17 protein-coding genes are annotated in these 24,177 nt (G+C 73.5%); 5 read left to right on the forward strand and 12 right to left on the reverse strand.

Features of this window, described 5'->3' with window-relative positions; genetic code table 11:
* Nucleotides 1–405 precede the first annotated feature (405 nt).
* Both POF43_RS32250 and POF43_RS32255 read left to right on the forward strand, forming a co-directional pair.
* Nucleotides 406–3,015, forward strand: coding sequence for a bifunctional FO biosynthesis protein CofGH (locus tag POF43_RS32250; RefSeq protein WP_372516180.1), 2,610 nt, complete (start codon nucleotides 406–408; stop codon nucleotides 3,013–3,015).
* Between the two features lie 143 nt (nucleotides 3,016–3,158).
* Nucleotides 3,159–4,250 (forward strand): ADP-ribosylglycohydrolase family protein, encoded by a 1,092-nt coding sequence (locus POF43_RS32255; protein ID WP_271316204.1) that lies wholly within the window; start codon nucleotides 3,159–3,161, stop codon nucleotides 4,248–4,250.
* 192 nt (nucleotides 4,251–4,442) lie between these two features.
* Here POF43_RS32255 and POF43_RS32260 read toward each other — a convergent pair whose 3' ends face one another.
* The 3 genes from POF43_RS32260 to POF43_RS32270 form a co-directional block, all read right to left on the reverse strand.
* Nucleotides 4,443–4,661, reverse strand: coding sequence for a DUF397 domain-containing protein (locus tag POF43_RS32260; protein ID WP_271316203.1), 219 nt, complete (start codon nucleotides 4,659–4,661; stop codon nucleotides 4,443–4,445).
* A 165-nt stretch (nucleotides 4,662–4,826) separates the two neighbouring features.
* Entirely contained in the window at nucleotides 4,827–5,684 is an 858-nt protein-coding gene (locus POF43_RS32265; RefSeq protein WP_271316202.1) for a helix-turn-helix domain-containing protein, read from the reverse strand.
* A gap of 260 nt (nucleotides 5,685–5,944) precedes the next feature.
* The gene (locus POF43_RS32270) at nucleotides 5,945–6,643 is read right to left on the reverse strand and encodes a GOLPH3/VPS74 family protein (RefSeq protein ID WP_271316201.1); all 699 of its coding nucleotides are present in this window, start codon (nucleotides 6,641–6,643) and stop codon (nucleotides 5,945–5,947) included.
* 247 nt (nucleotides 6,644–6,890) lie between these two features.
* On the opposite strand from POF43_RS32270, the gene POF43_RS32275 reads away from it, so the two are divergent.
* Nucleotides 6,891–9,497, forward strand: a complete 2,607-nt coding sequence (locus POF43_RS32275) for a D-alanyl-D-alanine carboxypeptidase (protein ID WP_271323460.1) — start codon at nucleotides 6,891–6,893, stop codon at nucleotides 9,495–9,497.
* A 149-nt stretch (nucleotides 9,498–9,646) separates the two neighbouring features.
* Here the strand turns inward: POF43_RS32275 and pgi are convergent, their stop codons facing one another.
* Together pgi and POF43_RS32285 are read right to left on the reverse strand one after the other, a co-directional pair.
* Entirely contained in the window at nucleotides 9,647–11,317 is a 1,671-nt protein-coding gene (gene pgi, locus POF43_RS32280; protein ID WP_271323461.1) for a glucose-6-phosphate isomerase, read from the reverse strand.
* A 145-nt stretch (nucleotides 11,318–11,462) separates the two neighbouring features.
* Nucleotides 11,463–13,874 carry a heavy metal translocating P-type ATPase gene (locus tag POF43_RS32285; RefSeq protein WP_282704910.1) on the reverse strand — a complete coding sequence of 804 codons (2,412 nt, stop codon included), beginning with the start codon at nucleotides 13,872–13,874 and terminating at the stop codon, nucleotides 11,463–11,465.
* Nucleotides 13,875–14,061: 187 nt separating this feature from the next.
* Here POF43_RS32285 and POF43_RS32290 point away from each other — a divergent pair, with 187 nt between their 5' ends.
* Nucleotides 14,062–14,505, forward strand: a complete 444-nt coding sequence (locus POF43_RS32290; protein WP_271324924.1) for a lamin tail domain-containing protein — start codon at nucleotides 14,062–14,064, stop codon at nucleotides 14,503–14,505.
* Nucleotides 14,506–14,640: 135 nt separating this feature from the next.
* Here the strand turns inward: POF43_RS32290 and POF43_RS32295 are convergent, their stop codons facing one another.
* The 6 genes from POF43_RS32295 to recQ form a co-directional block, all read right to left on the reverse strand.
* Nucleotides 14,641–15,033 (reverse strand): PPOX class F420-dependent oxidoreductase, encoded by a 393-nt coding sequence (locus tag POF43_RS32295; RefSeq protein WP_271317326.1) that lies wholly within the window; start codon nucleotides 15,031–15,033, stop codon nucleotides 14,641–14,643.
* A gap of 169 nt (nucleotides 15,034–15,202) precedes the next feature.
* Entirely contained in the window at nucleotides 15,203–15,802 is a 600-nt protein-coding gene (locus POF43_RS32300; protein WP_271324925.1) for a hypothetical protein, read from the reverse strand.
* A gap of 130 nt (nucleotides 15,803–15,932) precedes the next feature.
* Nucleotides 15,933–16,475 (reverse strand): hypothetical protein, encoded by a 543-nt coding sequence (locus tag POF43_RS32305; protein WP_271317328.1) that lies wholly within the window; start codon nucleotides 16,473–16,475, stop codon nucleotides 15,933–15,935.
* Complete coding sequence (locus POF43_RS32310) at nucleotides 16,472–18,418, reverse strand: alpha/beta hydrolase (RefSeq protein WP_271324926.1); 1,947 nt, start codon at nucleotides 18,416–18,418, stop codon at nucleotides 16,472–16,474. Before POF43_RS32310 ends, POF43_RS32305 begins: the two co-directional genes overlap by 4 nt.
* Nucleotides 18,419–18,635: 217 nt before the next feature.
* A complete protein-coding gene (locus tag POF43_RS32315; protein WP_271324927.1) occupies nucleotides 18,636–19,025 on the reverse strand; it encodes a hypothetical protein in 390 nt (129 codons plus the stop codon).
* Nucleotides 19,026–19,298: 273 nt separating this feature from the next.
* Nucleotides 19,299–21,428, reverse strand: coding sequence for a DNA helicase RecQ (recQ, locus tag POF43_RS32320; protein ID WP_271325719.1), 2,130 nt, complete (start codon nucleotides 21,426–21,428; stop codon nucleotides 19,299–19,301).
* Nucleotides 21,429–21,866: 438 nt separating this feature from the next.
* Between recQ and POF43_RS32325 the strand changes: the two genes are divergently transcribed.
* Nucleotides 21,867–22,649, forward strand: a complete 783-nt coding sequence (locus POF43_RS32325; protein WP_271325800.1) for a ferritin-like domain-containing protein — start codon at nucleotides 21,867–21,869, stop codon at nucleotides 22,647–22,649.
* A gap of 464 nt (nucleotides 22,650–23,113) precedes the next feature.
* Here the strand turns inward: POF43_RS32325 and POF43_RS32330 are convergent, their stop codons facing one another.
* On the reverse strand, nucleotides 23,114–23,311 hold the full coding sequence (locus tag POF43_RS32330; protein ID WP_271318455.1) for a hypothetical protein: 198 nt from the start codon (nucleotides 23,309–23,311) through the stop codon (nucleotides 23,114–23,116).
* Nucleotides 23,312–24,177 lie beyond the last annotated feature (866 nt).

Consider the following 24,177-nt stretch of genomic DNA (forward strand, 5'->3'; position numbering starts at 1 on the left):
TCGTACCCCATGCCCCATGCCCCATGCCCCATGCCCCGCGGCGCCACGGTGTACGGGCCAGCAGCGCCCGCCGCACGCCCGCCTCGACCGGCGGCCCGGTGAAGTCGGCGGCGCCGGATGCGAACCGGCCGGTCAGCACCCGTCTCCGCGTCCGTTCCCCGGTCGCCGGACCGGCCTTTCGCCGGTCACCGGACCGGCCCAGGACCACCGCGCGGACCACGGCAGGCCCGCGACGGCCGGCACCGCACCTTCCTCCGGCCGAGAGCCAGCTGGCGTGCCACCGCCCAACCCGCCCGCCCCGAGCGGCCGTTGTGATCCGGAACACCGGTATTCCTCGCCACCGCTGTGACAAAGGGCGCAACTCCCCTCCCGCCCCGGGCGGCGTCCCGCTTCTATGCTCGGGTGATGGACTCGATCCCGTCGCGCCCCGACCCGACCGCCCCGGCCGGGACCGCCCCCGCGCCCACCTCGAACGCGATGCGCCGGGCCCTGGCGCGGGCGCGGTCCGGGGTCACGCTGGACGCCGCCGAGGCGGCCGTGCTGCTGCGGGCCCGCGGCGCGGACCTCGCGGCGCTGTCGCAGGTCGCCGGCCGGGTGCGGGACGCCGGGCTGGAGGCCGCCGGACGGCCCGGCGTCATCACCTACTCCCGCAAGGTCTTCATCCCGCTGACTCGGCTGTGCCGCGACCGCTGCCACTACTGCACGTTCGTCACCGTGCCGGGCAAGCTGCACCGCGACGGCCACAGCATGTACCTCTCGCCCGACGAGGTGCTCGACATCGCCCGGCAGGGCGCTCGACTCGGTTGCAAGGAAGCCCTGTTCACCCTCGGCGACCGTCCCGAGGACCGCTGGCCGCAGGCGCGTGAGTGGCTGGACGCGCACGGCTACGACGACACGCTCGCCTACGTGCGGGCCATGGCGGTGCGGGTGCTGGAGGAGACCGGCCTGCTGCCGCACCTCAACCCCGGCGTGCTGAGCTGGACCGACCTCCAGCGCCTCAAGCCGGTCGCGCCGTCCATGGGGATGATGCTGGAGACCACCGCCACCCGCCTGTGGTCCGAACCCGGCGGCCCGCACCACGGCTCGCCCGACAAGGAGCCCGCGGTACGCCTGCGGGTGCTGGAGGACGCCGGCCGCTCCAACGTGCCGTTCACCACCGGCGTGCTGATCGGCATCGGCGAGACCTACGAGGAGCGGGCCGACGCCTTCTTCGCGATCCGCCGCACCGCCCGTTCGTACCACGGCGTGCAGGAGGTCATCGTCCAGAACTTCCGCGCCAAGCCGGACACCGCGATGCGCGGCATGCCCGACGCCGAACTGGACGAACTCGCCGCCGCCATCGCCGTCGCCCGGCTCGTGCTGGGCCCGGCCGCCCGTATCCAGGCGCCGCCCAACCTGGTCGACGGCGAGTACGCCACCATGATCGCGGCCGGCATCGACGACTGGGGCGGCGTCTCCCCGCTCACCCCGGACCACGTCAACCCCGAACGCCCGTGGCCGCATATCGGCCAACTTTCCGACCGCACCGCCGAGTCGGGCTTCAGCTTGCGTGAACGCCTCACCATCTACCCGGAGTTCATCGCCCGCGGCGAACCCTGGCTCGACCCGCGGCTGCTGCCGCACGTGCGCGCGCTGGCCGACCCGGACACCGGGCTGGCCCGCGAGGACGTCGTCCCCACCGGGCTGCCCTGGCAGGAGCCCGACGAGGCCTTCACCGCTACCGGCCGCACCGACCTGCACGCCAGCATCGACACCGAGGGCCGCACCGGCGACCGGCGCGAGGACTTCGACGACGTCTACGGCGACTGGGAGGCCCTGCGCGAACAGGCCGCCAGCGCCCCGGACCGCATCGAGGCCGACGTGCGCGCCGCGCTGGCCACCGCTGCCGACGACCCCACCCGGCTCACCGACGCCGAGGCCCTCGCCCTGCTGCACGCCGAGGGGCCGGCGCTCGACGCGCTGTGCGGCATCGCCGACGACGTGCGCTGCGCCGCGGTCGGCGACGAGGTCACCTACATCGTGACGCGGAACATCAACTTCACCAACGTCTGCTACACCGGCTGCCGGTTCTGCGCCTTCGCCCAGCGCCGCACCGACGCCGACGCCTACACCCTGTCGCTCACCCAGGTCGCCGACCGGGCCGCGCAGGCGTGGGAGGTGGGCGCCACCGAGGTGTGCATGCAGGGCGGCATCCACCCCGACCTGCCCGGCACCGCCTACTTCGACATCGCCCGGGCGGTGAAGGACCGGGTGCCGGGCATGCACGTGCACGCCTTCTCGCCCATGGAGATCGTCAACGGCGCCACCCGCACCGGACTGTCGGTGCGCGACTGGCTGACGGCCGCGAAGGAGGCGGGCCTGGACACCATCCCCGGCACCGCCGCCGAGATCCTCGACGACGAGGTCCGCTGGATCCTCACCAAGGGCAAGCTGCCCGCCGACACCTGGATCGACGTGGTGCGCACCGCCCACGAGCTGGGCATCCGCTCCTCGTCCACCATGATGTACGGCCACGTCGACCAGCCCCGCCACTGGCTCGGCCACCTGCGCACCCTCGCTCAACTACAGCGTGAGACCGGCGGGTTCACCGAGTTCGTCACGCTGCCGTTCATCCACACCAACGCGCCCGTCTACCTCGCCGGCATCGCCCGCCCCGGCCCGACGGCCCGCGACAACCTCGCGGTCACCGCGATGGCGCGGCTGCTGCTGCACCCGCACATCCCCAACATCCAGACCAGCTGGGTCAAGCTCGGCGCGGACGGCGCCGCCCGCATGCTGCGCTCCGGCGCCAACGACCTGGGCGGCACGCTGATGGAGGAGACCATCTCCCGGATGGCCGGGTCGGGTTACGGCTCCCACCGGTCCATCGCCGACCTGGAGGCCATCGCCACCGCCGCCGGCCGCCCGGCCCGGCAGCGCACCACCACCTACGGCGAGGTGCCGGCCGAACGCCTCGCCACCGGACGGGAGTTCGACGGCCGGCTGCCGGATCTGCTGCCGGTGCTGGAGGGTTGACGGTAGGACCGACGGCACGGCTGGTACGCCGGCGTGGCGCTGACACCGGGTCACCGGTGGATATCGGCGCGTCCTGAATCACTGACCCGGGACAGGTGTGTCCATTACAGTGACGCGCCGGAAAAACGGGGAGGAGCTTCGAGGTGAGCGGGATTTGGGGACGCGCCCAGCAACAGGACTTCCGCGGCCGGGTCCGCGGCTGCCTGCTGGGCGGCGCCATCGGTGACGCGCTCGGCGCCGCCATCGAGTTCGAGTCACTGGACGCCATACGCGCCGCCCACGGCCCGGGCGGTGTCACCGACTACGTGACCGCCTACGGCAGACCGGGCGCGGTCACCGACGACACCCAGATGACGATGTTCACCGTCGAGGGCCTGATCCGCGCGCACGTGCGCCGCGACGCCGGCGGCTGGCACCCGCCGACCGACGTGCACCGCGCCTACCTGCGGTGGGCCGCCACCCAGGCGGAGTGGGGACCGGACGAACGCAAGAAGGACAGCGGCTGGCTGGCCCGCGAGGAGTGGCTCTACGCCCGCCGGGCCCCCGGCCGCGCCTGCCTGGCCGGCCTCGGCGACGACCGGATGGGCACCCTGGCCGAACCCAAGAACCCGCAGTCCAAGGGGTGCGGCACGGTCATGCGCTCGGCGCCGTTCGGCCTGCTGGTCGGCTGGGAGCCGGAACTCGTCTTCCAGCTCGCCGTCGAGTGCGCCGCGCAGACCCACGGCCACCCCACCGGCTACCTGGCGGCCGGCGCGTTCGCCGTCATCGTGCACGCCCTCGCGCACGCCGAGCCGCTGGAGGCCGCCGTGCAGCGCACCCTGGCCCTGCTGGCCGTCCACCCCGGCCACGAGGAGACCTCCGAGGCGCTGCGCCGCGCGCTCGGCGCGGTCCGGCAGGGCCTGCCGACCCCGGAACGCGTCGAGTCCCTCGGCGAGGGCTGGACGGCGGAGGAGGCGCTGGCCATCGGCGTGTACTGCGCGCTGGTCGCCGAGGACGCCCGGCACGGCCTGCTGCTGGCCGTCAACCACTCCGGCGACAGCGACTCCACCGGGTCGATCTGCGGCAACCTGCTCGGCGTCCAGCACGGCGAGACCGCGCTGCCGCCCGGCTGGGTCGTCGGCATCGAGGGCCGCGGCACCCTGCTGGAACTGGCCGACGACTTCGCCATGGAGATGACCCAGGCCGCCACGGTCAACTCCACCGCCGCCTGGCTGGAACGCTACCCGGCCCGCTGACCCCGGCGCGGCCCCCGGCCCCGGTGCGCCCGGCGAACGCCTGCGGCGGCCGGTGCACGGCTCCCAGGTACGCGACGGCTTCCGGTTGCCCGGACGGCCCCGGAGCGCCCGGCGAACGGCCCGGTACGCGAACGGCCCCCTCGGCCAGGTCGGCGTCATGAACGAGGGGGCCGTGCTGGAGCGCGGTGCGGGTCAGCGCTGGCCGAAGGCTCCGGCGTCGATGCCGGTCACGAAGGCCGACCAGGCCTGCGGGCTGAAGCTGAGCGCCGGGCCCTGCGGGTCCTTGGAGTCACGGACCGCGACGGCGGCCGTCCCGGGGGAGCGGACCTCCACGCAGTCGCCGTGGGCGCCGGAGTACGACGACTTCTTCCACTCCGCCGTAACGCCCTGCTGAATCTGACGGTCGTTCATGTCCACTCCGGGGAAGGTGAGTTGAGGGCAACGTGACGTTCCGTTGCGCAAATGACGCTACTGCGTGGCGTTGCGTCACGGCGGTGCCGTTCACTCGACCGGGTGGCATATTCGGGGGAGATCTGCCGGACGCCGACGGGTCCGTGTAGCCTGCCCCGTCCCCGGCTACCGGACGTAGTCCTTCGCGACGTCGCGGATGAACTCCCGCGACTGCTCGGGGCCCAGGGCCAGGGCGCGCAGGTGCTCGTACTTGACGCTGTAGTCCTGCACGTCGTTGGGCTTCTCCAGGTACAGGTCGCTGGTGACGCCCTCCAGGTAGACCACCGTCGCGTCCGAGGTGTCCTCGAACTCCAGGATGGCGAACTTGCCGTACATCCCCGGGTGCGCGCCCATGCTGTACGGCAGCACCTGGAGCGTGACGTGCGGCAGGACGCTGCAGGTGACCAGCTGCTCCAGCTGGGCGGCCATGATCCGCTCGTCGCCGGCCACCCGGCGCAGCGCCGCCTCGTCCAGCACCACCCAGTACCGCAGCGGACGCGCCTGGTCGGTGACCCGCTCCTGGCGCTTGAGCCGCACCTGGACGCGCTTGTCGACCTCGGCCGCTGTCGCCTCCGGCCACATGCCCTTGATGACGGCCCGCGCGTAGTCCGGGGTCTGGAGCAGGCCCGGCACGACCAGCGACTCGTAGACCCGCAGCGACGCCGCGTCGGTCTCCAGCCCGATGTAGACGCTGTACGGCACGTCGCCGAAGGCGTGCCACCAGCCCTGCTGGCGGGACTCCTTGGCCATCTGCATCAGCGACTCGACGACGCGCTCGTCCTCCACGCCGTAGACCCCGCACAGGTCGCGCACGTCGCGCTGGCTGATGCTGCGCCGCCCGTTCTCCAGGCGGCTGATCTTGGACTGGGACACCAGCAGGCGGGCGGCCACCTCCTCGGCGGTCATGCCCCGCTGCTCGCGCAGTTTGCGCAACTCCGAGCCCAGCCGGCGCCGCCTGACAGTGGGGTTGACGTTGGACGCCACGAACTGCACCTCCGACCAGACCTGCTCCCGGACCGGTCCGGGCGCTCGATTCGGGCAACCGGCGTACACCCGGGTGTACCACCTGTCAGCAGACTGCCACCAACGGTCGTGTTCGCGCTGGCGAACGCCAACTCCCGTGCGTTTTCGGGCACATCAACATCCACGCAGCGCGGCGGCGCGCACCTCTCCGGCCCCGGCGGGGGCCGGCGCGGTGCGCGCCGTCAGGTCTGCGTGCCGTGGTGCGCCGCCGTCGCCGGTGGTCAGCGCACGGCGACCCTGGCCAGGCCGTGTGCCGGCTGGGCCGCCGGGGCGGGCGCCGGTCGGCGCTGCTGGACGGCGACGCCGTTGCCGACGTCCATGACCGCGTGGGCGACCAGGCCGCCCATCGGGTCGTACCGGATGAGGTCGCGCAGCCGGGAGCGCGAGGAGCGGCCCTCGTTACCCGGGTAGAGATGCTTGCCGAGCCCGACCGCGTGGGCCAGTGCGGCCAGGGCCGCGGTGCGTGGGTCCGGTGGCGTGCCGGTGCGGATCGCGTTGTCCAGCCGTGCCCTGATCTCCCGGGTGACCGCGCTGTCGGTCGCCTGGTAGCGCGTGGTCGGAAGCACCCCGCACATCTGCCCCGGCACGGCGTGCACCATGTCGCAGCGTTCGAGATGCGTGAGGTACGTCTGGCGCAGCCCGAGTCTGGGCCCGCCGATCCAGTGGACGGCGCGCACCGGGCTGCCGCGTCTGCGCAGCAGTTCGAGCGCGGAGTCCAGCGTCGGATCTCCGGTCGGCCGTGGGTGGACCACGGCGATACGATCCCCATCAGGGGCTATCCGTCCCGCAAGGGCCAGCTCCACTAGCTGAGCCCCGGCCAGACCTAGGTCGAGCGACTGCGGCTGCGCCGTGGTCCCGGTGGTCGGGTCCAGGGCGAGCAGCAATAGCTCTTCCGGGATTGTTCTGCGGCTCCTGCCCATCCATGCCTCCCCGCGTGGATGAATGACAGGGTGACGCCTCTCACACGATGTGTCGAGAGCGCGTGTTCCTTATATGGGGGAACCGGCAGGTATGTCGTTCTCGTCTACCGGTCGGGTGGTGTCCGTACGGCCCCTCCGGCGGGTCTGCGGGGGGAGCCGCAGGACCGCGCAGGACACTGGCCGGTGAAGCATGGGTGAGCGGGCCGTCGGACGCGGCGGCCCGACGGGATTTCTACGGGAGGTACCAGTGGCGGGCGATTCCCCCGGCAGGGCGGAACAGCAGGAGTCGTCGGGGGAGACGACCGGCAAGGTGACCGACCCGAGGAACGCGGTACGCCGGGAGGCGGAGTCGGCACTCGCCGTCGCCGTGGCCGACGACCCGGCGCCGCACCGGGCCGCTGACGAAGGCGACGCCCGTGAAGACGAACGGGAGGGCGCCCAGGGTTCCCGCCCCGGGAAGGATTCCTCCGCAGGTGTTCCACGGGACGGCGTGTCGGCCGACGCGAAGGCGGAAGCGGTGAACGGCGGGCGGGACGCGGACGGTTCGGCGGGTGACGCCGCCGGCGGTTCCGGCGGCGGTTCCGGTGACGGTTCCGGTGACGGCGAGGCGGACGGTTCGGCGGCTGGCGTCACCGCCGGTCCCGCGTCCGGTGCGGACGGCTCCGCCGGTGACGCCGCCGACGCCTCCGGTGCGTCCGATGACGCCTCCGGTGACGCGGACGCCGCCGACGCCTCGGACGCCGAGGAGAGCGACGCGGCCTCCGAGGGCACCCCCGAGGGCGGCGCAGTTGCCCCTGAGGGCGCCCAGAACGCCGCAGGGGTCCCCGAGGACGCCTCCGGCGACCAGGACGCCGCAGAGGGCGCCTCAGGCCCGCGGACGGCCGCGGAGGGCGCCGGCGCCGAGACCGCCGGAAGTTCCGAAGGCGCCGACGGCTCCGAAGCCGCGGGAAGTTCCGAAGGCGCCGGCGGTTCCGAGCCGGAGGACGCCGAGCCGGAGGACGCGGCGCCGGGTGCCAGCGGAAAGCCCGCCGGACGCGCCGGACGCGTCGAACCGGAGGACGCCGCAGCCGCCGAGGACGCCGAGCCGGCCGCCGGAAGCTCCCGAGCCGCCGGAACCCCGGAAGCCGCCGAGCCCGAGGACGCCGAGCCCAGCGGCGCCACCGCCGCCAAGCCGAGCGCCGGCGCCAAGCCCGCGCCGCTCGCCAAGCCCGCCGAGCCCGAGGGCGCCAAGCCCAACGGCGCCACCGCCGCGGAGCCGAGCGCCGGCGCCAAGCCCGCGCCGCTCGCCAAGCCCGCCGAGCCCGAGGACGCCTCCGCCGACAGCGCCCCCTCCGCAAGCGGCGCCTCCGCCGACAGCGCCCCCTCCGCCGGTGGCGCTTCCCCTGCCGACAGCGCCCCCTCCGCCGACGGCGCCTCCCCCGGGCGGGCTGCCACCGCGCTGATGCCGGCCGCCGTTCCGCCGCCGCCGGCGCCCGCGCCTCCGTTGCCGGGCGGTGTGCCGGCGGACGGGCCGGCGCCGGAGTTCGGCAGTGGGCGGCCGACCCGGCGCGAGCAGACGCGTCAGCAGCCGCTGCCGCCGGCGCCCGAGGAGCCGCTGAAGCTGCTGGCGGCGCTGACCAACACGCCCGCGCCGCCGCAGACGCTGCTGCGCACCTCCCTGCGCCGGGTGAAGATCTGGACGCCGCTGGTGCTGCTGCTGGTGATCGTCTTCTGCATCGTGCAGGCGGTCCGCCCGCTGCCGGCGCCCGCGCTGACGCTGACGCTGAACCCCACGTACGGGTTCGGCGGTTCGGCGCCGGCCGTGCCGTGGCCGTCCGAGGGGCAGGCGGCGATGGAGGTCGAGGGCCTGGGCAGCATGGGCACCTACGGCGCCCAGAAGCCGGAGCCGATCGCCAGCGTGGCCAAGATCATGACGGCGTACATCGTGCTGCACGACCACCCGATGAAGCAGGGCAGCACCGGCGCGTCGCTGACGGTGGACCAGCAGGCCGCCGCCGACTTCAAGCTCGGTGCCGACGGCGAATCGGTGGTCAAGGTCACCGCGGGCGCCCGGATCAGCCAGTTCGAGGCCCTTGAGGACATCATGATCGCCTCGGCCAACAACATCGCCCGCATGCTGTCGCGCTGGGACGCCGGATCCGAGGCCGTGTTCGTCAAGAAGATGAACGCGACCGCCAAGAGCCTCGGCATGGACCACACCACGTACACCGACCCCAGCGGCCTGACCGCCACGACCGTCTCCACCGCCGGCGACCAGCTCAAACTCGTCGAGAAGGCGATGGCCGACCCGGTCTTCCGGCAGGTCGTCGCCGAGCCCAGCTACCGCACGGCGAGCGGGGACACGTACAACAACTGGAACCACCTGGTCGGCACCAACGACGTGGTCGGCGTGAAGACCGGCACCTCGACCGCGGCCGGCGGCAACCTGGTGTTCGCCGCGTACAAGGACGTCGGCGGCACCACGCAGCTGATCCTCGGGGTGGTCCTGGGGCAGTACAAGCCGTCGATCCTGGACACCGTCACGGCCGCCAGCCTCAAGCTGGTGCTGGCCGCGCAGCACGAGCTGACCTCGGCCCAGGTGATAGGGAAGGGCTCGGTCGTCGGCTACGTCGACAACGGCTTCGGCGGCCACACCCCGGTGGTGGCCACCCGGACGGTCCGCGCGGTGGGCTGGCCCGGCGTCAAGGTGCCGGTCGCGTTGAAGGCGGGCACCGTTCCGCACACCGCCAAGGCCGGCGCGGACGTCGGCACGCTGACCGTCGGCGACGGCCCCGGCCAGATCCGCATCCCGGTCACCCTGCGGAACGGCATGACGGCGCCCGGCTTCGGCGACAAGCTGACCCGGCTCGGCTGACCGGCGACACCGCACGCCGAAGGGGCGGTGCACCGGTCACCCGGTGCACCGCCCCTTCGTCCGCCGTGCGGTGCATTCGTCTGCCGTGCGGTGCGTTCCCCGGCCGGACTCCCGACGCCGCCGCGTTCACAAGTCGACGGCGACAGGGGCTACTTCCGGCCGCGCAGCTCGCGGTAGCGGGCCACCAGCGCGGTGGTGGACGGGTCGAGGCCGGGCACGTCGGCGCCCTCGCTCAGCGCCGGTTCGATGCGCTTGGCGAGCACCTTGCCGAGCTCCACACCCCACTGGTCGAACGAGTCGATGTCCCAGATCGCGCCCTGGACGAAGACCTTGTGCTCGTACAGCGCGACCAGCTGGCCCAGCACCGACGGCGTCAGCGACGTGGCCAGCACGGTCGTCGTCGGGTGGTTGCCGCGGAACGTCTTGTGCGGCACCAGCTCCTCCGCGACGCCCTCGGCCCGCACCTCGTCCGGGGTCTTGCCGAACGCCAGCGCCTGGGTCTGCGCGAAGAAGTTGGCCATCAGCAGGTCGTGCTGGTCGGCGAACTCGCCCAGTTCCGCCAGCGGTTCGGCGAAGCCGATGAAGTCCGCCGGGATGAGCTTCGTGCCCTGGTGCAGCAACTGGTAGTACGCGTGCTGCCCGTTGGTGCCCGGCGTACCCCACACCACCGGCCCGGTCTGCCAGTCCACCGGCTCGCCCTGCCGGTCCACCGACTTGCCGTTGGACTCCATGTCCAGCTGTTGCAGGTAGGCGGTGAAGCGGGACAGGTAGTGGCTGTAGGGCAGCACCGCGTGCGACTGCGCGTCATGGAAGTTGCCGTACCAGACGCCCAACAGGCCCATCAGCAAAGGGGCGTTGGCCTCCGGCGGCGCGGTGCGGAAGTGCTCGTCGACCAGCTGGAAGCCGTCCAGCATCTCGCGGAACCGGGCCGGGCCGATGGCGATCATCAGCGACAGGCCGATCGCCGAGTCGAACGAGTAGCGACCGCCGACCCAGTCCCAGAACCCGAACATGTTGTCGGTGTCGATGCCGAAGCCGGAGACCTTCTCGGCGTTGGTCGACAGCGCCACGAAGTGCTTGGCCACCGCCGCGTCGTCGCCGCCGAGACCGGCCAGCAGCCAGCGCCGCGCGGCGGTCGCGTTGGTGATCGTCTCGATCGTGGTGAACGTCTTGGACGCGATGATGAACAGCGTCTCGGCCGGGTCGAGGTCCCGCACCGCCTCGTGCAGGTCCGCGCCGTCCACGTTGGAGACGAACCGGAAGCCCAACTCCCGCGCGGTGTACGGCTTGAGCACCTCGTACGCCATCGCCGGGCCCAGGTCGGAGCCGCCGATGCCGATGTTGACCACCGTGCGGATGCGCTTGCCGGTGTGGCCGGTCCAGGCGCCGGAGCGGACCCGGTCGGCGAAGCCGGCCATCTTCTCCAGCACCGCGTGCACGTCGGGCACCACGTTGTGGCCGTCGACCTCGACGACCGCGTCCGCCGGGGCGCGCAGCGCGGTGTGCAGCACCGCGCGGTCCTCGGTGGCGTTGATCTTCTCGCCCCGGAACATCGCCTCGCGCAGCCCGGCCACGTCCCGCACCTCGGCCAGCGCGCGCAGCAGCTCCAGCGTCTCGTCGGTGATCAGGTGCTTGGAGTAGTCGATGTGCAGGTCGCCGACGTCCACCCCGTACCGGGTGGCACGTGACGGGTCGGCGTCGAACAGCTCACGCAGACTCACCCCGCCCAGCTGCTCGCGGTGTTCGCCGAGCGCTTCCCACTGCGGCAGCCGGTCAGGCCGGACGGGCCGCTCGTTGGGGTCCGCTGTGGTCCCGGACATCGTGTGCTCCTCGGATTTCGCACCGGCCCGCCGGACCGGTGAGGTTGTGCGCTGAGGCCGACCCGCCCACCCTACGTCCGCGACGTGCGGCAACCGGCGGCGCCGGGGCCGTCCGGTCGCTCCTGGTCGATCCGCCGGGCCCGGCCTACGTCCGGGTGCCCTCACCGGCGGGTTCGAACCGGCGCAGCCGCAGGCTGTTGCCGACGACGAAGACCGAGGAGAAGGCCATCGCCGCCCCGGCGATCATCGGGTTGAGCAGCCCGGCCGCGGCGAGCGGCAGCGCGGCGACGTTGTAGCCGAAGGCCCAGAACAGGTTGGAGTGGATGATCCGCAGCGTCCGGCGCGACAGCCGGATCGCGTCCGCCGCGACCCGCAGGTCGCCGCGCACCAGGGTCAGGTCGCCGGCCTCGATGGCGGCGTCCGTACCGGTGCCCATCGCCAGCCCCAGGTCCGCCTGGGCCAGCGCCGCCGCGTCGTTGACGCCGTCGCCGACCATCGCCACGCTGCGGCCCTCGCCCTGGAGCCGCTTGACGACCTCGACCTTCTGCTCCGGCAGCACCCCGGCCACCACGTCCCGCTCGTCGATGCCGACCTCGGCGGCCACCGCCCGGGCCACCGCCTCGTGGTCACCGGTCAGCAGGACCGGCCGCAGACCCAGCGCCCGCAGCCGCCGCACCGCCTCCGCGCTGGTCGGCTTCACCGCGTCCGCCACCACCAGCACGGCGCGCACCGCGCCGTCCCACGCCACGGTCACCGCCGTGCGCCCCTCGGCGCCGGCCCGCCGCACCGCGTCCGCCAGCGGCCCGTCCGGCGCCGGGTCCGGGCGCCCGACGGTCACCAGCACGCCGTCCACCACGCCGCGCACGCCCTGCCCCGGCAGCGCGGTGAACTCCCGTGCCACCGGCAGCCGGCCGGTCCGCTCCGCCGCGGCGGCCGCGACCGCGCGGGCGATCGGGTGCTCCGAGGCGTCCTCCAGCGCACCCGCCAGCCGCAGCACCCGTTCCTCGCTCTCGCCGTCCGCGACCTCGACGGCGGTGAGCGTCATGACGCCGGTGGTGACCGTGCCGGTCTTGTCCAGCACCACGGTGTCCACCCGCCGCGTGGTCTCCAGCACCTCCGGGCCCCTGATCAGGATGCCCAGCTGCGCGCCGCACCCGGTGCCCACCATCAGCGCGGTCGGCGTGGCCAGCCCCAGCGCGCACGGGCAGGCGATGATCAGCACCGCCACCGCCGCGGTGAACGCCGCCGTCGCCCCCTCGCCCAGCAGCAGCCAGCCGGCCAGCGTGCCCAGCGCCAGCACGATCACGACCGGCACGAACACCGCCGAGACCCGGTCCGCCAGCCGCTGCGCCGCCGCCTTGCCGTTCTGCGCGTCGGCCACCAGCCGGGCGATCCGGGCGAGCCGGGTGTCGGCGCCGACCCGGGTGGCCTCCACCACGATCCGCCCGCCGCCGTTGACCGTCGCGCCGGTGACCTGGTCGCCGGGACCGACGTCGACCGGCACCGACTCACCGGTGATCATCGAGGCGTCGATGGCTGTCCCGCCGTGCCGCACCACACCGTCGGTCGCCACCTTCTCGCCCGGCCGCACCACGAAGTGGTCGCCGACGGCCAGCCGCCCGACCGGCACCCGTGTCTCGACACCGTCGCGCAGTACCGCCACGTCCTTCGCGCCCAGGTGCAGCAGCGCCGTCAGCGCCGCCCCGGCCCGCCGCTTGCTGCGCGCCTCGGCGTACCGCCCGGCCAGCACGAACGCGGTCACCCCGGCGGCCGCCTCCAGGTAGATCGTCCGGCTGCCCGCGCCGCGCGAGACCGACAGGTCGAAGGCGTCCTTCAGCCCCGGCGCCCCCGCGTCGCCGAGGAACAGCGCCCACAGCGACCAGCCGAACGCCGCCAGCGTGCCGACCGACACCAGCGTGTCCATGGTCGCCGCGCCGTGCCGCAGGTTCGTCCACGCCGCACGGTGGAACGGCCACCCCGCGTACGCCACGACCGGCGCCGCCAGCGTCAGCGACAGCCACTGCCAGTCGCGGAACTGGAGCGCCGGCACCATCGCCAGCAGCACCACCGGCAACCCGAGCACCACGGCGGTGATCAGCCGCTGGCGCAACGGGTCGGGCGCGGAGCGGTCCGCGGCGGCGGTGCCGGCAGCACCGGTGCGGTCGCCGGGGGAGCCCGGGCCCGGGGCGGGAGTGCTGGGGGCGCCCGAGGGGCCGGGGGTGGCCTGCCGCGGGTCCGCTCCGGATTGCGGTTCGGGTTCCGGATCCGGTTCGGGATCGGTTTCCGGTTCGGGGGCGCGTGCGGTGTACCCGGCGGCCTCCACGGTCGCGATCAGGTCGTCCACCGCCACGCCGTCCGTATACGTGACGCCGGCGCGTTCGGTGGCGTAGTTGACGGTCGCGGTGACGCCGTCCATGCGGTTGAGCTTCTTCTCGATACGCGCCGCGCAGGACGCGCAGGTCATGCCGCCGATCGTCAGCTCGACCCGGCCGCCGTCGCCGGCCCGCCCGGTCTCGCGCCGGCCGGCCGGCGTCCTGCCGGTGGTCGTGGTGGCCATCGCCGCCTCCTGACTTCCACGGGTCGAGTGCCCTCGTACAGGAGTTCAACTGTATACCCCCCTGGGGTATTCCCGGCCGACAGGACGGTTCGGAACGGTTGATTCCGCCCGTACCATACGATCTTCGGCTGTTCGGTCGAACTCACTTTCCCCGGTATACCGGGGGATCTCTCAGAAAGGCCCGTACATGCGCTTACGCATGCTGGTCCCGGTCATAGCCGTGGGCGCCGCCTCGGTCGTCTGCGCGGCGGTTCCCGCGACCGCGAGCACCCCGGCCGTGCACCTCGCCCGGATCCAGTACGACGCGCCGGGTAAGGACACCACGCACAACGTCAACGGCGAGGACGTCAAGATCACCAACTCGGGCCACAGCTCGGTCAGCCTCAAGGGCTGGACGCTGCGCGACCCGAAGAACCACGTCTTCACCTTCCCCAGCCACACCCTGCGTCCCGGCGCCAGCGTCTGGGTCCACACCGGCAAGGGGCGGGACAGCGGCGCGACCCTCTACTGGGGGATGGGCTGGCACGTGTGGAACAACACCGGCGACACCGCCTCCCTGCGCGACAGCCACGGCAAGTCCGTCGACTCCTGCACGTACCACGGCTCGGGGGTCGGCTACACCAACTGCTGACGCCCGTTCCCCCGACGCCGCGGGCCGCCGCCCGCTGACGACGTCGTCCGCCGGACGACGCCGGCCCATCCGCCGGTGACGTCGTCCGCGGCCCCGCCTCCCACCGCCGACGCAGGCGCGGGGCCGCACCGGTGCTCAGCCCATGCCGATGACCCGCTCGGCCTCCACCACGTAGATCACCCGCTCCTGGTCACGCCCGCCCCACCACGGGTAGGGGCCGCCCAGGTACTTCTGCGCCAGCGCCTCGATGTGCTCGACGGCGCCGTCCGTCGTGATGGCGGCGACCCGGCCGCGGACCTGGAAGTAGCGCGACGGGTTGCCGGGGTCGGAGACGGTCAGGGCGATGCGCGGATCGCGTTCGAGATTGCGGGTCTTCACATGCGTGCGGACGCTGTTGACCAGCACGTGGGTGCCGTCGGTGTCGACCCAGGTCTGGGTCAGCTGGGGCGAGCCGTCCGGCATGGTGGTCGCGACGTAGCAGGTGCTCCGGCCACGCAGCAGTTCGAGCAGGTCTCCGGGCAGTTCCATGATGGCGTTCTCCGCTTCCGTTCGCGGGACGTTCCCGCTGGCGGCGCGAGCCTAGCCGCGGTCCGCCGGTGGCCGTACGCCGAGCCGCACGTCGCAGGCCGTCGGCCGGACACGCCAACTCCCCGTCCGCAGGGACCTGTTCGGGCCGCACGGGAACGGCGCCGCGCGCTCAGTGCGACCAGTGCTCGCTCTCCACCGTCGGACGCGTGTCGCCCCGGCCGCCGCCGGAGTACGCGGTGGAACCCTCGGGATAGCGGATCGGCGGACTGGAGACCTGGAGATAGACGTTGCCAGGGGCGCCGACCTCGAGCTCGACGCCGTAGCCGGCGGGGGTCGTGGCGTCGAGGGTGGGCATCTCGCCGGCCTGCGTGCCGGAGGTGTCGACGGACCAGCCGAGGGCCTTCCACACCTGCTCCACCCGCGCGAACAACTCCGCCCGCCGGCCCGGGGCGACGATCGTGGTGACGTCGCAGTACTCCGACAGGGCGGCCGTGCCGTCGGAACGGCCGGCGGCGTCCTGGTTCGGCGTGGCGCTGGGACCGTTGAGCACCCGGGTCAGCGCGGGACGGATGCCGTCGAACGTCTTGTCCAGCACCGCGTGCATCCCCGCGACGGCCTCGTCGGCGCCGATCGGCCCGGCGGCGGGGGAACCGCCACCGCCGCCCGTACCGCCGCAGCCGGTGAGCGCCAGCGCCAGCACACCGGCCAGCACGGCCACGTTGAGCACGAGCGGCGTCCGCAACGGCGTCTTCACCAGGGGCGTCTTCATCGGGGTGCACCTGCCGGGGGTTCGGGGGCCGGATCGGTCGGACCGGGTCAACGGGACGGGTCAACGGGACCCGTTCAGTGGGATCGGATCGCCGGGACCGGTTCATCGGGACCCGTTCACCGGGACCCGTTCAGTGGGACCAGAAGGGGTGGTCGACGTCGGGCAGTTGGGTCGGTACCAGCGGCTGACTGTACGCGAACGTGTCCGCCGGGCGGCGGATGAGCGGGCTGCTGACCAGGAAGTAGACGTTGCCGGGCGCGCCGACGTTCAGCTGCACGCCGTACCCGTCCGGTGTGCGTACGTCCATCGACGGCATCGAGAAGTCGCCGTTGACCTCGTCGATGACGTAGCCGAACGACAGCCAGGCGCGTTCGATGACGCCCAGCAGCGATCCCCGGCGGGCCGAGGAGACGACGGTCGTGATGTCGCTGTACTCCATCAGCCGCGCCACCGGGCTCGGGCCGGAGCCCGGATCGCCCGCCGGGTTCAGCAGCAGCGCGTTGTCGTTGCGGGTCAGCCCCGGCAGGATCGCGGCGTAGGTGCGGTCCAGCACCGCACGGATGCCCTCCGCGGCCTGCGGACCGCCGAGCGGCCCGAGCGAACCGCCCAGCGGCCCCAGCCGGACCCCCGCCGCGCCGTGCGGGCCCGTCGTGCCCGCCCCCGGTGTGGTCATCGGTACGCCTGGCGGGTGATCTGGTCGCCGTGGCCGGTGACGATCTTGCCGATGTTGCCCAGCGACTTCTGGGACATCGGCTCCGCCTCCAGGTAGTTGTGCGAATGCGCCTGCGCGGTGAACACGTCGCCCTGCGGCGCCACCGCGAAACGCTGCGCCCCGAACCCGGAGCTGGCCGGGTCCTGCCCGAACCACAACTGGTGCGGATGGGTGAGGTAGGCGCCGACCGCGGTGCCCACGTCCGCCCCGGCGCCGGGGATGTTCCCGGTCAGCAGGTCCACCGGCGTCCTGAGGATCGACGCGCCCTCCAGCTTCGACGGCAGGCGGGTGATCGGGTCGTCGTCCGCCGCGCCGACGTACACGTGCTTCGCGCCGATGCCCAACTGCGAAGCGTGCTGCACGCCGACGCCCGGCGAACCCACCAGCACCATGTCGTCGGCCGGGATGCCGCCCGGCCGGGTCGCGGCCTTGCCGACCACGAGCGTGCCGTAACTGTGGCCGATCGCGGTCACGTGCGGCGCGGAGCCCTGGTGGGCGGCGCGGATGCCGCCGAGCAGGTGGTCGTAGTTGACCGCGCCCTGGTCCGCGCGGCCGGTGCCCATCACCGCCGGGTCGTTGAGGATGTCGGTGGTGTTGACCTGCGGCGCGTCGTAGTCCAGCGTCACCACGGACGCCAGCGACTGCGTCGGGTCGGCCTTGTTCGCCGCCATCCACACGTTCTTCGCCCGCTGGAGGTCGCCGCCGGCCAGGTCGCTGAGCCTCGTGCCGGTGCCGGGCACGAACGCCGACACGTTCCGCGCGGTGTCCGGGTCGCCGAACGATATCGTCGCCCGGCCCTGCCCCTCGTCGCCGACGTCCAGCAGGTAGACCGGGACCGCGCCGCCCATCTCGTTGTTCAGCCTCGCCTGGATCGCGGTGAACCCCGACAGCTTGCCGAACTCGTCGTTGCGGTCGCCGCCCGCCTGGTACTTGGCGATCAGCATCGGCAGGCACACCCGGTTCGCCTCGTCGCGCACCTGGGCCGGCAGCCCGTCCAGCCGCCCGATCCGGTCCGGTGCCAGCGCCAGGTACTCCTGCTGCTGGGCCGGCGTCAGGCCCTTCCACCACTCGGCGGCCTTCAGCGGATCGGTCTTCGCCGGCGGGATCGCGTCCAGCCGCAGGTCCCCGCCGTCCGCGGCCACCGCCGCCCGGTCGTCCCCGGCCACGTCCCGCCAGGTCGCCCCGGTGACGGCGTAGTCGTGCTGCGCGGTGAACTTCCGCAGCAGCCCGGCGAACTTCTCGTCCGCGGCCGTCGCCCGCCGCACCGCGGCGTCGATCGTGTCGTAAATGCCTTGCGCCGTCCGGCGGTTGGGGCCGTCCACGTCACCGGGCGCGGTCGCGCTCGCGCTCGCGGGGGAGCCTGGCGCGGTAGCGGGGGAACCGGACCCGGTCACGGTCGCGGGGGAGCCGGGGGCCGTGCTCCGCGGTGCCGACGGCCCCGATATCCGTCCCCGCCCCGGCGGCGCCGGCTCGTCGTCGGCCGGCGAGGAACCGTCCGCGTCGTGCCGCGACGGCGTCGGCCGGACCCCGGCGTCCGGCGGGTCCAGCGGGAAGCTGACGCTGCCGTCCTGCTCGACCCGGAACCCCGCCAGATGCTCCGCCGTCTCGTACGCCTGCTTCAACGACCGCTGCGCGGCGTCGAGTTCGTCGACCAGCGCGGCCATCGTGTCCTGGATCAGCCCCGACTCCTCGGAGACATAACCGTAGTTGTCGCGCAACGTGGACAGCCGCCCGGTCAACGCGTTCGCCGTGGCGCCCTGCTGGGTGCTGGTGACCTTCCGCATCACCGACCGGTCGACGTCGTCCCCCGCCGCGTGCGCCGCGGTCATCAGGTCACCCCACCCGTCCGTCACGGTACGCACCGTGCCCAGGTCGAGGTCCTCCAGCTCCTGCCGCGTCACCATTCCCCGTTACTCCCCAGCCGTGATGGGCGTTCCGGAGCCACGATACGGGCGCCTCCGGCGGGGCCGGGCGGGGTGGGGTCCGGGGAGGCGCCGGTGACTGTTGGTACCGGTGACCGTTGGCACCGGCAACGTTGGCACCGGTGACTGGAGGCACGAGCGGCCGTTGGCACCGGCAACGCCGGCGACCCCGGGCGCCGCCACCGGGGGTACCGGTGGCTCAGGCGGCGGGCGTCGTCGTACGGCGGCGGCGCAGGGTCAGGCAGAGCGCGACGGCGGCGCACAGCAGGGCGCCCGCCAGGCCGGCCACCAGCACCGGCGCGGTCCAGGACGGCACGAGGTCGTGCGCCGTACCGTCGCGCAGCAGGCACCGGGCGGCCGGCGGGAAGTCGCGCACGTCCAGCCGCACGAAGTCCCGCTCGCGGCCCATCCCGCATCCGCCGCCGGAGTCCGTCAGCCCCGACACCGCCAGGAACGCCCGCACGTAAGCGGTGAACGCCCCGGCCACGCACACCACCAGTCCCCACACCCACGGCCGCACCCGCCCGCGCCGGACCGCCGCCGCCCGGCCGTCCGCCGCCGGCGCTGTGTGTGACGTCTCGTCGGACATGCCGGGCAGTCTGCCAGCCCCCGGCCCGCCAAGCGGGGACGACGCGAAGACGGCGGGGGGAGGGATGCGGGGCGTCGGCCGTGGTGCCGGACGTTGACCGGGAGCGGGACGTCGGCCGTGGTGCCGGACGTCGGCGATTCCTCCGCCCGTCAGCCACGACCCCGCTCGTCAGCGATCCCCCGGCGCCGGCCACCGCCCCGGCCACCGCGCCGGCCACCGCCCCGGACGCCGGCATCGACTCCCGTCACCCGCTGCACCCCCACCTCCGGAGAGCTACCCCTCCGCCCCCGCCTCCGCCAGCAGGTCGATGATCGACTGACCGTACTTGTTGAGCTTGTTCTCGCCGATGCCGCTGATCCCGCCGAGGTCGGCCAGCGTGGCCGGGCGGGCCATCGCGATCTCGCGCAGCGTCGCGTCGTGGAAGACGACGTACGCCGGAACGCCCTGCTCCTTCGCCGTGGCGCCCCGCCATGCCCGCAGCGACTCGAACACCGGCTGCGCCTCCGCCGGCAGGTCGACCGGCGCCGCGCCGCGCTTGGACCGGGACGCCGAACCCGAACCGCCCGACGCCCGGGGCGCCGCCTTGCGTTCCGGCTCCCGTCGCAACGGCACCTGCCGCTGGCCGGCCAGCACCTCCGCGCTGCCCTCGGTCAGCACCAGCGTGCCGTAGTCACCCTCGACCGCCAACAGCCCCTGCGCCAGCAACTGCCGTACCGCTCCCCGCCATTCGGCCTCACGCAGCTCGCTGCCGATGCCGAAGACGCTCAGCCCGTCATGGTCGAACTGGATGACCTTCGCCGTCTTCTTCCCCAGCAGGATGTCGATGATCTGACCGGCGCCGAACTTCTGGTTGCGCTCCCGCTTCAGCCGCACCACCGTCGACAGCAGCTTCTGCGCCGGAACCGTGCCGTCCCACGCCTCCGGCGGCGTCAGGCAGGTGTCGCAGTTGCCGCAGGGCTCGCCCTTCTGTCCGAAGTACTCCAGCAGCCGCACCCGCCGGCAGTCCACCGTCTCGCACAGCGCCAGCATCGCGTCCAGGTGCGCGGCCAGCCGCCGCCGGTGCGCCTCGTCGCCCTCGGAGGTGTCGATCATCTTGCGCTGCTGCACGACGTCCTGGAGCCCGTACGCCAGCCACGCGGTGCTCGGCTGCCCGTCCCGCCCGGCGCGGCCGGTCTCCTGGTAGTAGCCCTCGACCGACTTCGGCAGGTCCAGGTGCGCGACGAACCGCACGTCCGGCTTGTCGATACCCATGCCGAACGCGATCGTCGCCACCATCACCAGCCCGTCCTCCCGCAGGAACCGCGACTGGTTCCGCGCGCGGACCGACGCGTCCAGCCCCGCGTGGTACGGCAGCGCCTCGACCCCGTTGGCCACCAGGAACGCCGCGGTCTTCTCCACCGACGCCCGCGACAGGCAGTAGACGATGCCCGCGTCCCCCGGGTGCTCGGCCCGCAGCAGGGCGAGCAGCTGCCGTTTCGGGTCGTCCTTCGACACGATCCGGTACTGGATGTTCGGGCGGTCGAAACTCGCCACGAAGTGCCGCGCGTCCCCCAGCTTCAGCCGCGCCGCGATCTCCTGGTGCGTCGCCTCGGTCGCCGTCGCGGTCAGCGCGATGCGCGGCACGTCCGGCCAGCGCTCGTGCAGGGCCGACAGCGCCAGGTAGTCCGGCCGGAAGTCGTGGCCCCACTGCGCCACGCAGTGCGCCTCGTCGATCGCGAACAGCGAGATCCTGCCGCGTTCCAGCAACCGCGTCGTCGCCTCGACCCGCAACCGTTCCGGCGCCAGGTACAGCAGGTCCAGCTCCCCGGCGAGGAACTCGGCCTCCACCATCCGGCGCTCGTCGGAGGCCTGCGTCGAGTTCAGGAACCCGGCCCGCACCCCCAGCGCCCGCAGCGCGTCGACCTGGTCCTGCATGAGCGCGATCAGCGGTGAGATCACCACACCCACGCCGTCCCGCACCAGCGCCGGGATCTGGTAGCACAACGACTTGCCGCCACCGGTCGGCATCAGCACCAGCGCGTCCCCGCCACCGACCACGTGGTCGATGATCTCCTGCTGCTCGCCGCGGAACGAGTCGTAGCCGAAGACGCGGTTCAGCGCCTCCACCGCCGTCTCGGGCCGCGCCCGCTCGACGGAGAGGTCGTGGCCGGTCACCGCCCCCGACCTGCGCGCGGGCGTGCCGGCGGCGGGCTTGGCGTCCTCCCAGCTGCCGGGCTCGTCGTCCCAGGACGGCGGCTCGTCCCAGGGCGCGTCGTCCCAGGGTGCCGAGTCGCCCCAGGACGTCTGGCGGGGAACGTCCTGCGGCGGGCGGCCGTCCTGCGACGGCGAGCTGTCGGGCGACGGAGGCTCGTGCGGTGAGGTCTGGTGCGGAGGGTTGTCGTGCGGGCCGGCGGGGGGTGTCATCCGTTCATGCTAGGAGAACGCCGGGGCTCGCCGCGTCGGTGCCCGGGTCCGGCGAACGTCACCCGAACGGCTTCAGCTGTTGCCGCAGGCTGACCGCTGGAATTCAATACTTCGTGATATCACCTGACAAATAGGTCACTGAAGGCGGTGGCCGATCCGATCCGGTCCGGCGGATTCCGGGGAGAGCCCGGAATCCGGGGCCTGCCGGGGCCCGGGGGAGTCCGGGAGGGCCGGGGGAGTCCGGGAGGGCCGGTGAGTCCGGGCCCCATGGAACCCGCGACCCCGGAATCCGGGAAACCGGGAGCCCCGGGAAACAAGGAGACGGGGAGACGGGGAAACAAGGAGTCGGGGAAACGGGGAAACCGGAAGAACCGGGGCCCCGGAACCGGGAGAGCCGGCGTCCTCGGGCGTTCGGGAGGCTCTGGGAGAGGGGTCACGATGCTTTCGGCACGCAGCCTGTTCCGGGAGATCCACGACGACGACGAGGCGTTCCAGCTCTTCTGCAGCATCGCCGCCAAGGGCGAGGACCAGGGCGGCTGGGAGAACGGCCGCATCTCCGCCCTGGTGCGCGACCCCGAACTCGCCCCCAAGATCGCCCGGCACGGCGCCGACGAGGACAAGCACGGCCGCATCTTCAAGGCCCTGCTGCACCAGCGCGGCCTCGAAGAGGTCCCGGTGCCGGACGACACCGACTACACGATGAGCCTGGAACGCCAGGGGATCGGCCTGTCCCACGCGAGACTGTGCCGCGCCGAGGAGCTCACCGAGCACGACGTCATCGCCTACCTCGCGCACAGCCGCGTCACCGAACAGCGGGCCGCCGAGCAGATGCGCCTGCTCAAGCGGATCTTCGGCGGCCACCCCGGCGTCGGCCGCGCGATCAGGATGATCTCCGCCGACGAGGACAACCACCTGGCCTTCTGCCACGAGGAACTCCTGCGCCTTGCCGCCGCTGGCCACGGCCGCCTGATCCGCGACCTCCTCGAACACACCGCCCGGGCCGAGATCCGCACCTACCGCGACGTCAGCCTCGCCGTCATGTCCCGGATGGGCCGCATCCTGCGCTGGCCCCGCCCCAAGACGGCCGTCCTCACCGCCGGCATCCGCACCGCGTACGCCTACGAGCTCGCCGCCGGCCGCCTGCGCATGGTCACCCTCGCCATGCCCGAACGCCGCAACGCCCTCGGCGGCCCCGCGCCTCTGGCGGCGGAGTTCGGCTGAGGGCGGTGCCGGGCGTAGCGCTCAGGCGATGCCGGGGCGTAGCGCGGAGGGCGGTGACCGGGCGTAACGGGGGGATGCGGAGGTGATGCGGGGTGACGTGGGGTGACGCGGGCGTGCGGTGGTTGACGAGCGGTCCCGGGTGCTGGGCGCCGCCGGACGTCCACGGTGCGATCGGCTGACGCCTGGGCTCAGCGGCGCGCGTGATGGCGTGACGCGGGGGCCGTCGCTACCGGTGCGGTGGCCGGCGCGGGTCCGTAACGGCGTCGCGGTGGCTGAAGTCGTCCGGTGCGATGGCCGACGCCCGGCGCGGTGATCGACGGGCGCCGGTGCCGAGCGCCGCCGGTGCGGGCCGGGCGCCACCGGCGGGGTGGCCGGCGTGCGCCCTGCGGTGGCCGGGCGTGGGCGGAGGCAGACGGCGGGCGGGGCGGAGTCTGACGCCGGTCGCTGTGCCGTCACTCACCGCTTCAAGCAGCGGGGACGTACTCCGCCTCACGCCAGGCCGCGACCCATTCGCGCTGCCATTCGGCCAGTTCCAGCCGGTCGGCCACCGATAGTTCGGGGCCGCCGGTGAGGGCGCGTATCCGCTCTTGGGCGTGCTCAAGCCGCAGGGCCGCGGGGACAGCCGCGGGTGCGTGGGCGAGCGGCTCAGAGTTCGACTGCATGTTCAGAAGCCTACGGGAGGCCACTGACAACTCCCGCCCCGATTAACGCCGGTGACCTCCGCCGCTCCCGTCGGCCGGTGGCCGCCTGACCGCGACCCGCGTCACATTCAGGCCACCGCACGCCCCTCGCCGCCGCGTCCGTCCGCCGCCCCGCCGTACCCGCTCGACCTGCGCGATTGCCCCTGCCGCCGACCGGATCGAAACGCCGGTGCCGCGTGTGCCGGTTCGGTGAACCTCGTCACGTCGGCCTCACGCCGGTGCTATCCCGACGTGACGGACATCATGCCCGAATGGTGTTTGCCGTCACTCCCCAACGGGTGCGGAGAGTGACGTGGACCGCGCGGCGCCCCCGGCCGGCGCGCGCCCTGGGGATGCTCCGGGGGTGCGGTTTCCGGAGGTGGTCCGGGGGGTCCGGGGGTGCTCCGGGGTGCTCGAAAACGGGTGCCGGGGGCTCCGGTGGGGTGGCCGCGGCGGGGGACACCTTTCGCGCCGGGCGCCCGTCCGAGGCGGCGTCGGGCGGTCCGGGGGCGGTGTCGGGTGCATGCGAGCGGGCGCCGGTGCGGTGCGGAGCCGGGGTCGGGTGGCCCGGAACCCTGGAGCCGCCTGGAACCGGGCGTCGGGCGGGCCGTAGCGGGGACCGTCACCCTCCGGCCGCCGCGATCACCCGTTCCGGGCGACAACCGTCAACCCGGCGCACGGCAATCGGCACGCACGAGTGACCGCCGTCCCGCCCGGCCCGGACCTGCCCCCCATCCGTTCTTCCTCCCCCATCCCCCGCCGGTCACCGATCGCCGATCCCGAACCCCCGTCACCGATCCCGCCCCCCGCCCACCCGTCCCCCAACCCCCATCCCCCTCCCCCCCCCC

The sequence above is a fragment of the Streptantibioticus silvisoli genome (genome assembly GCF_027947535.2).
In the GTDB taxonomy this organism is placed as follows: Bacteria; Actinomycetota; Actinomycetes; order Streptomycetales; family Streptomycetaceae; genus Streptantibioticus_C; species Streptantibioticus_C silvisoli.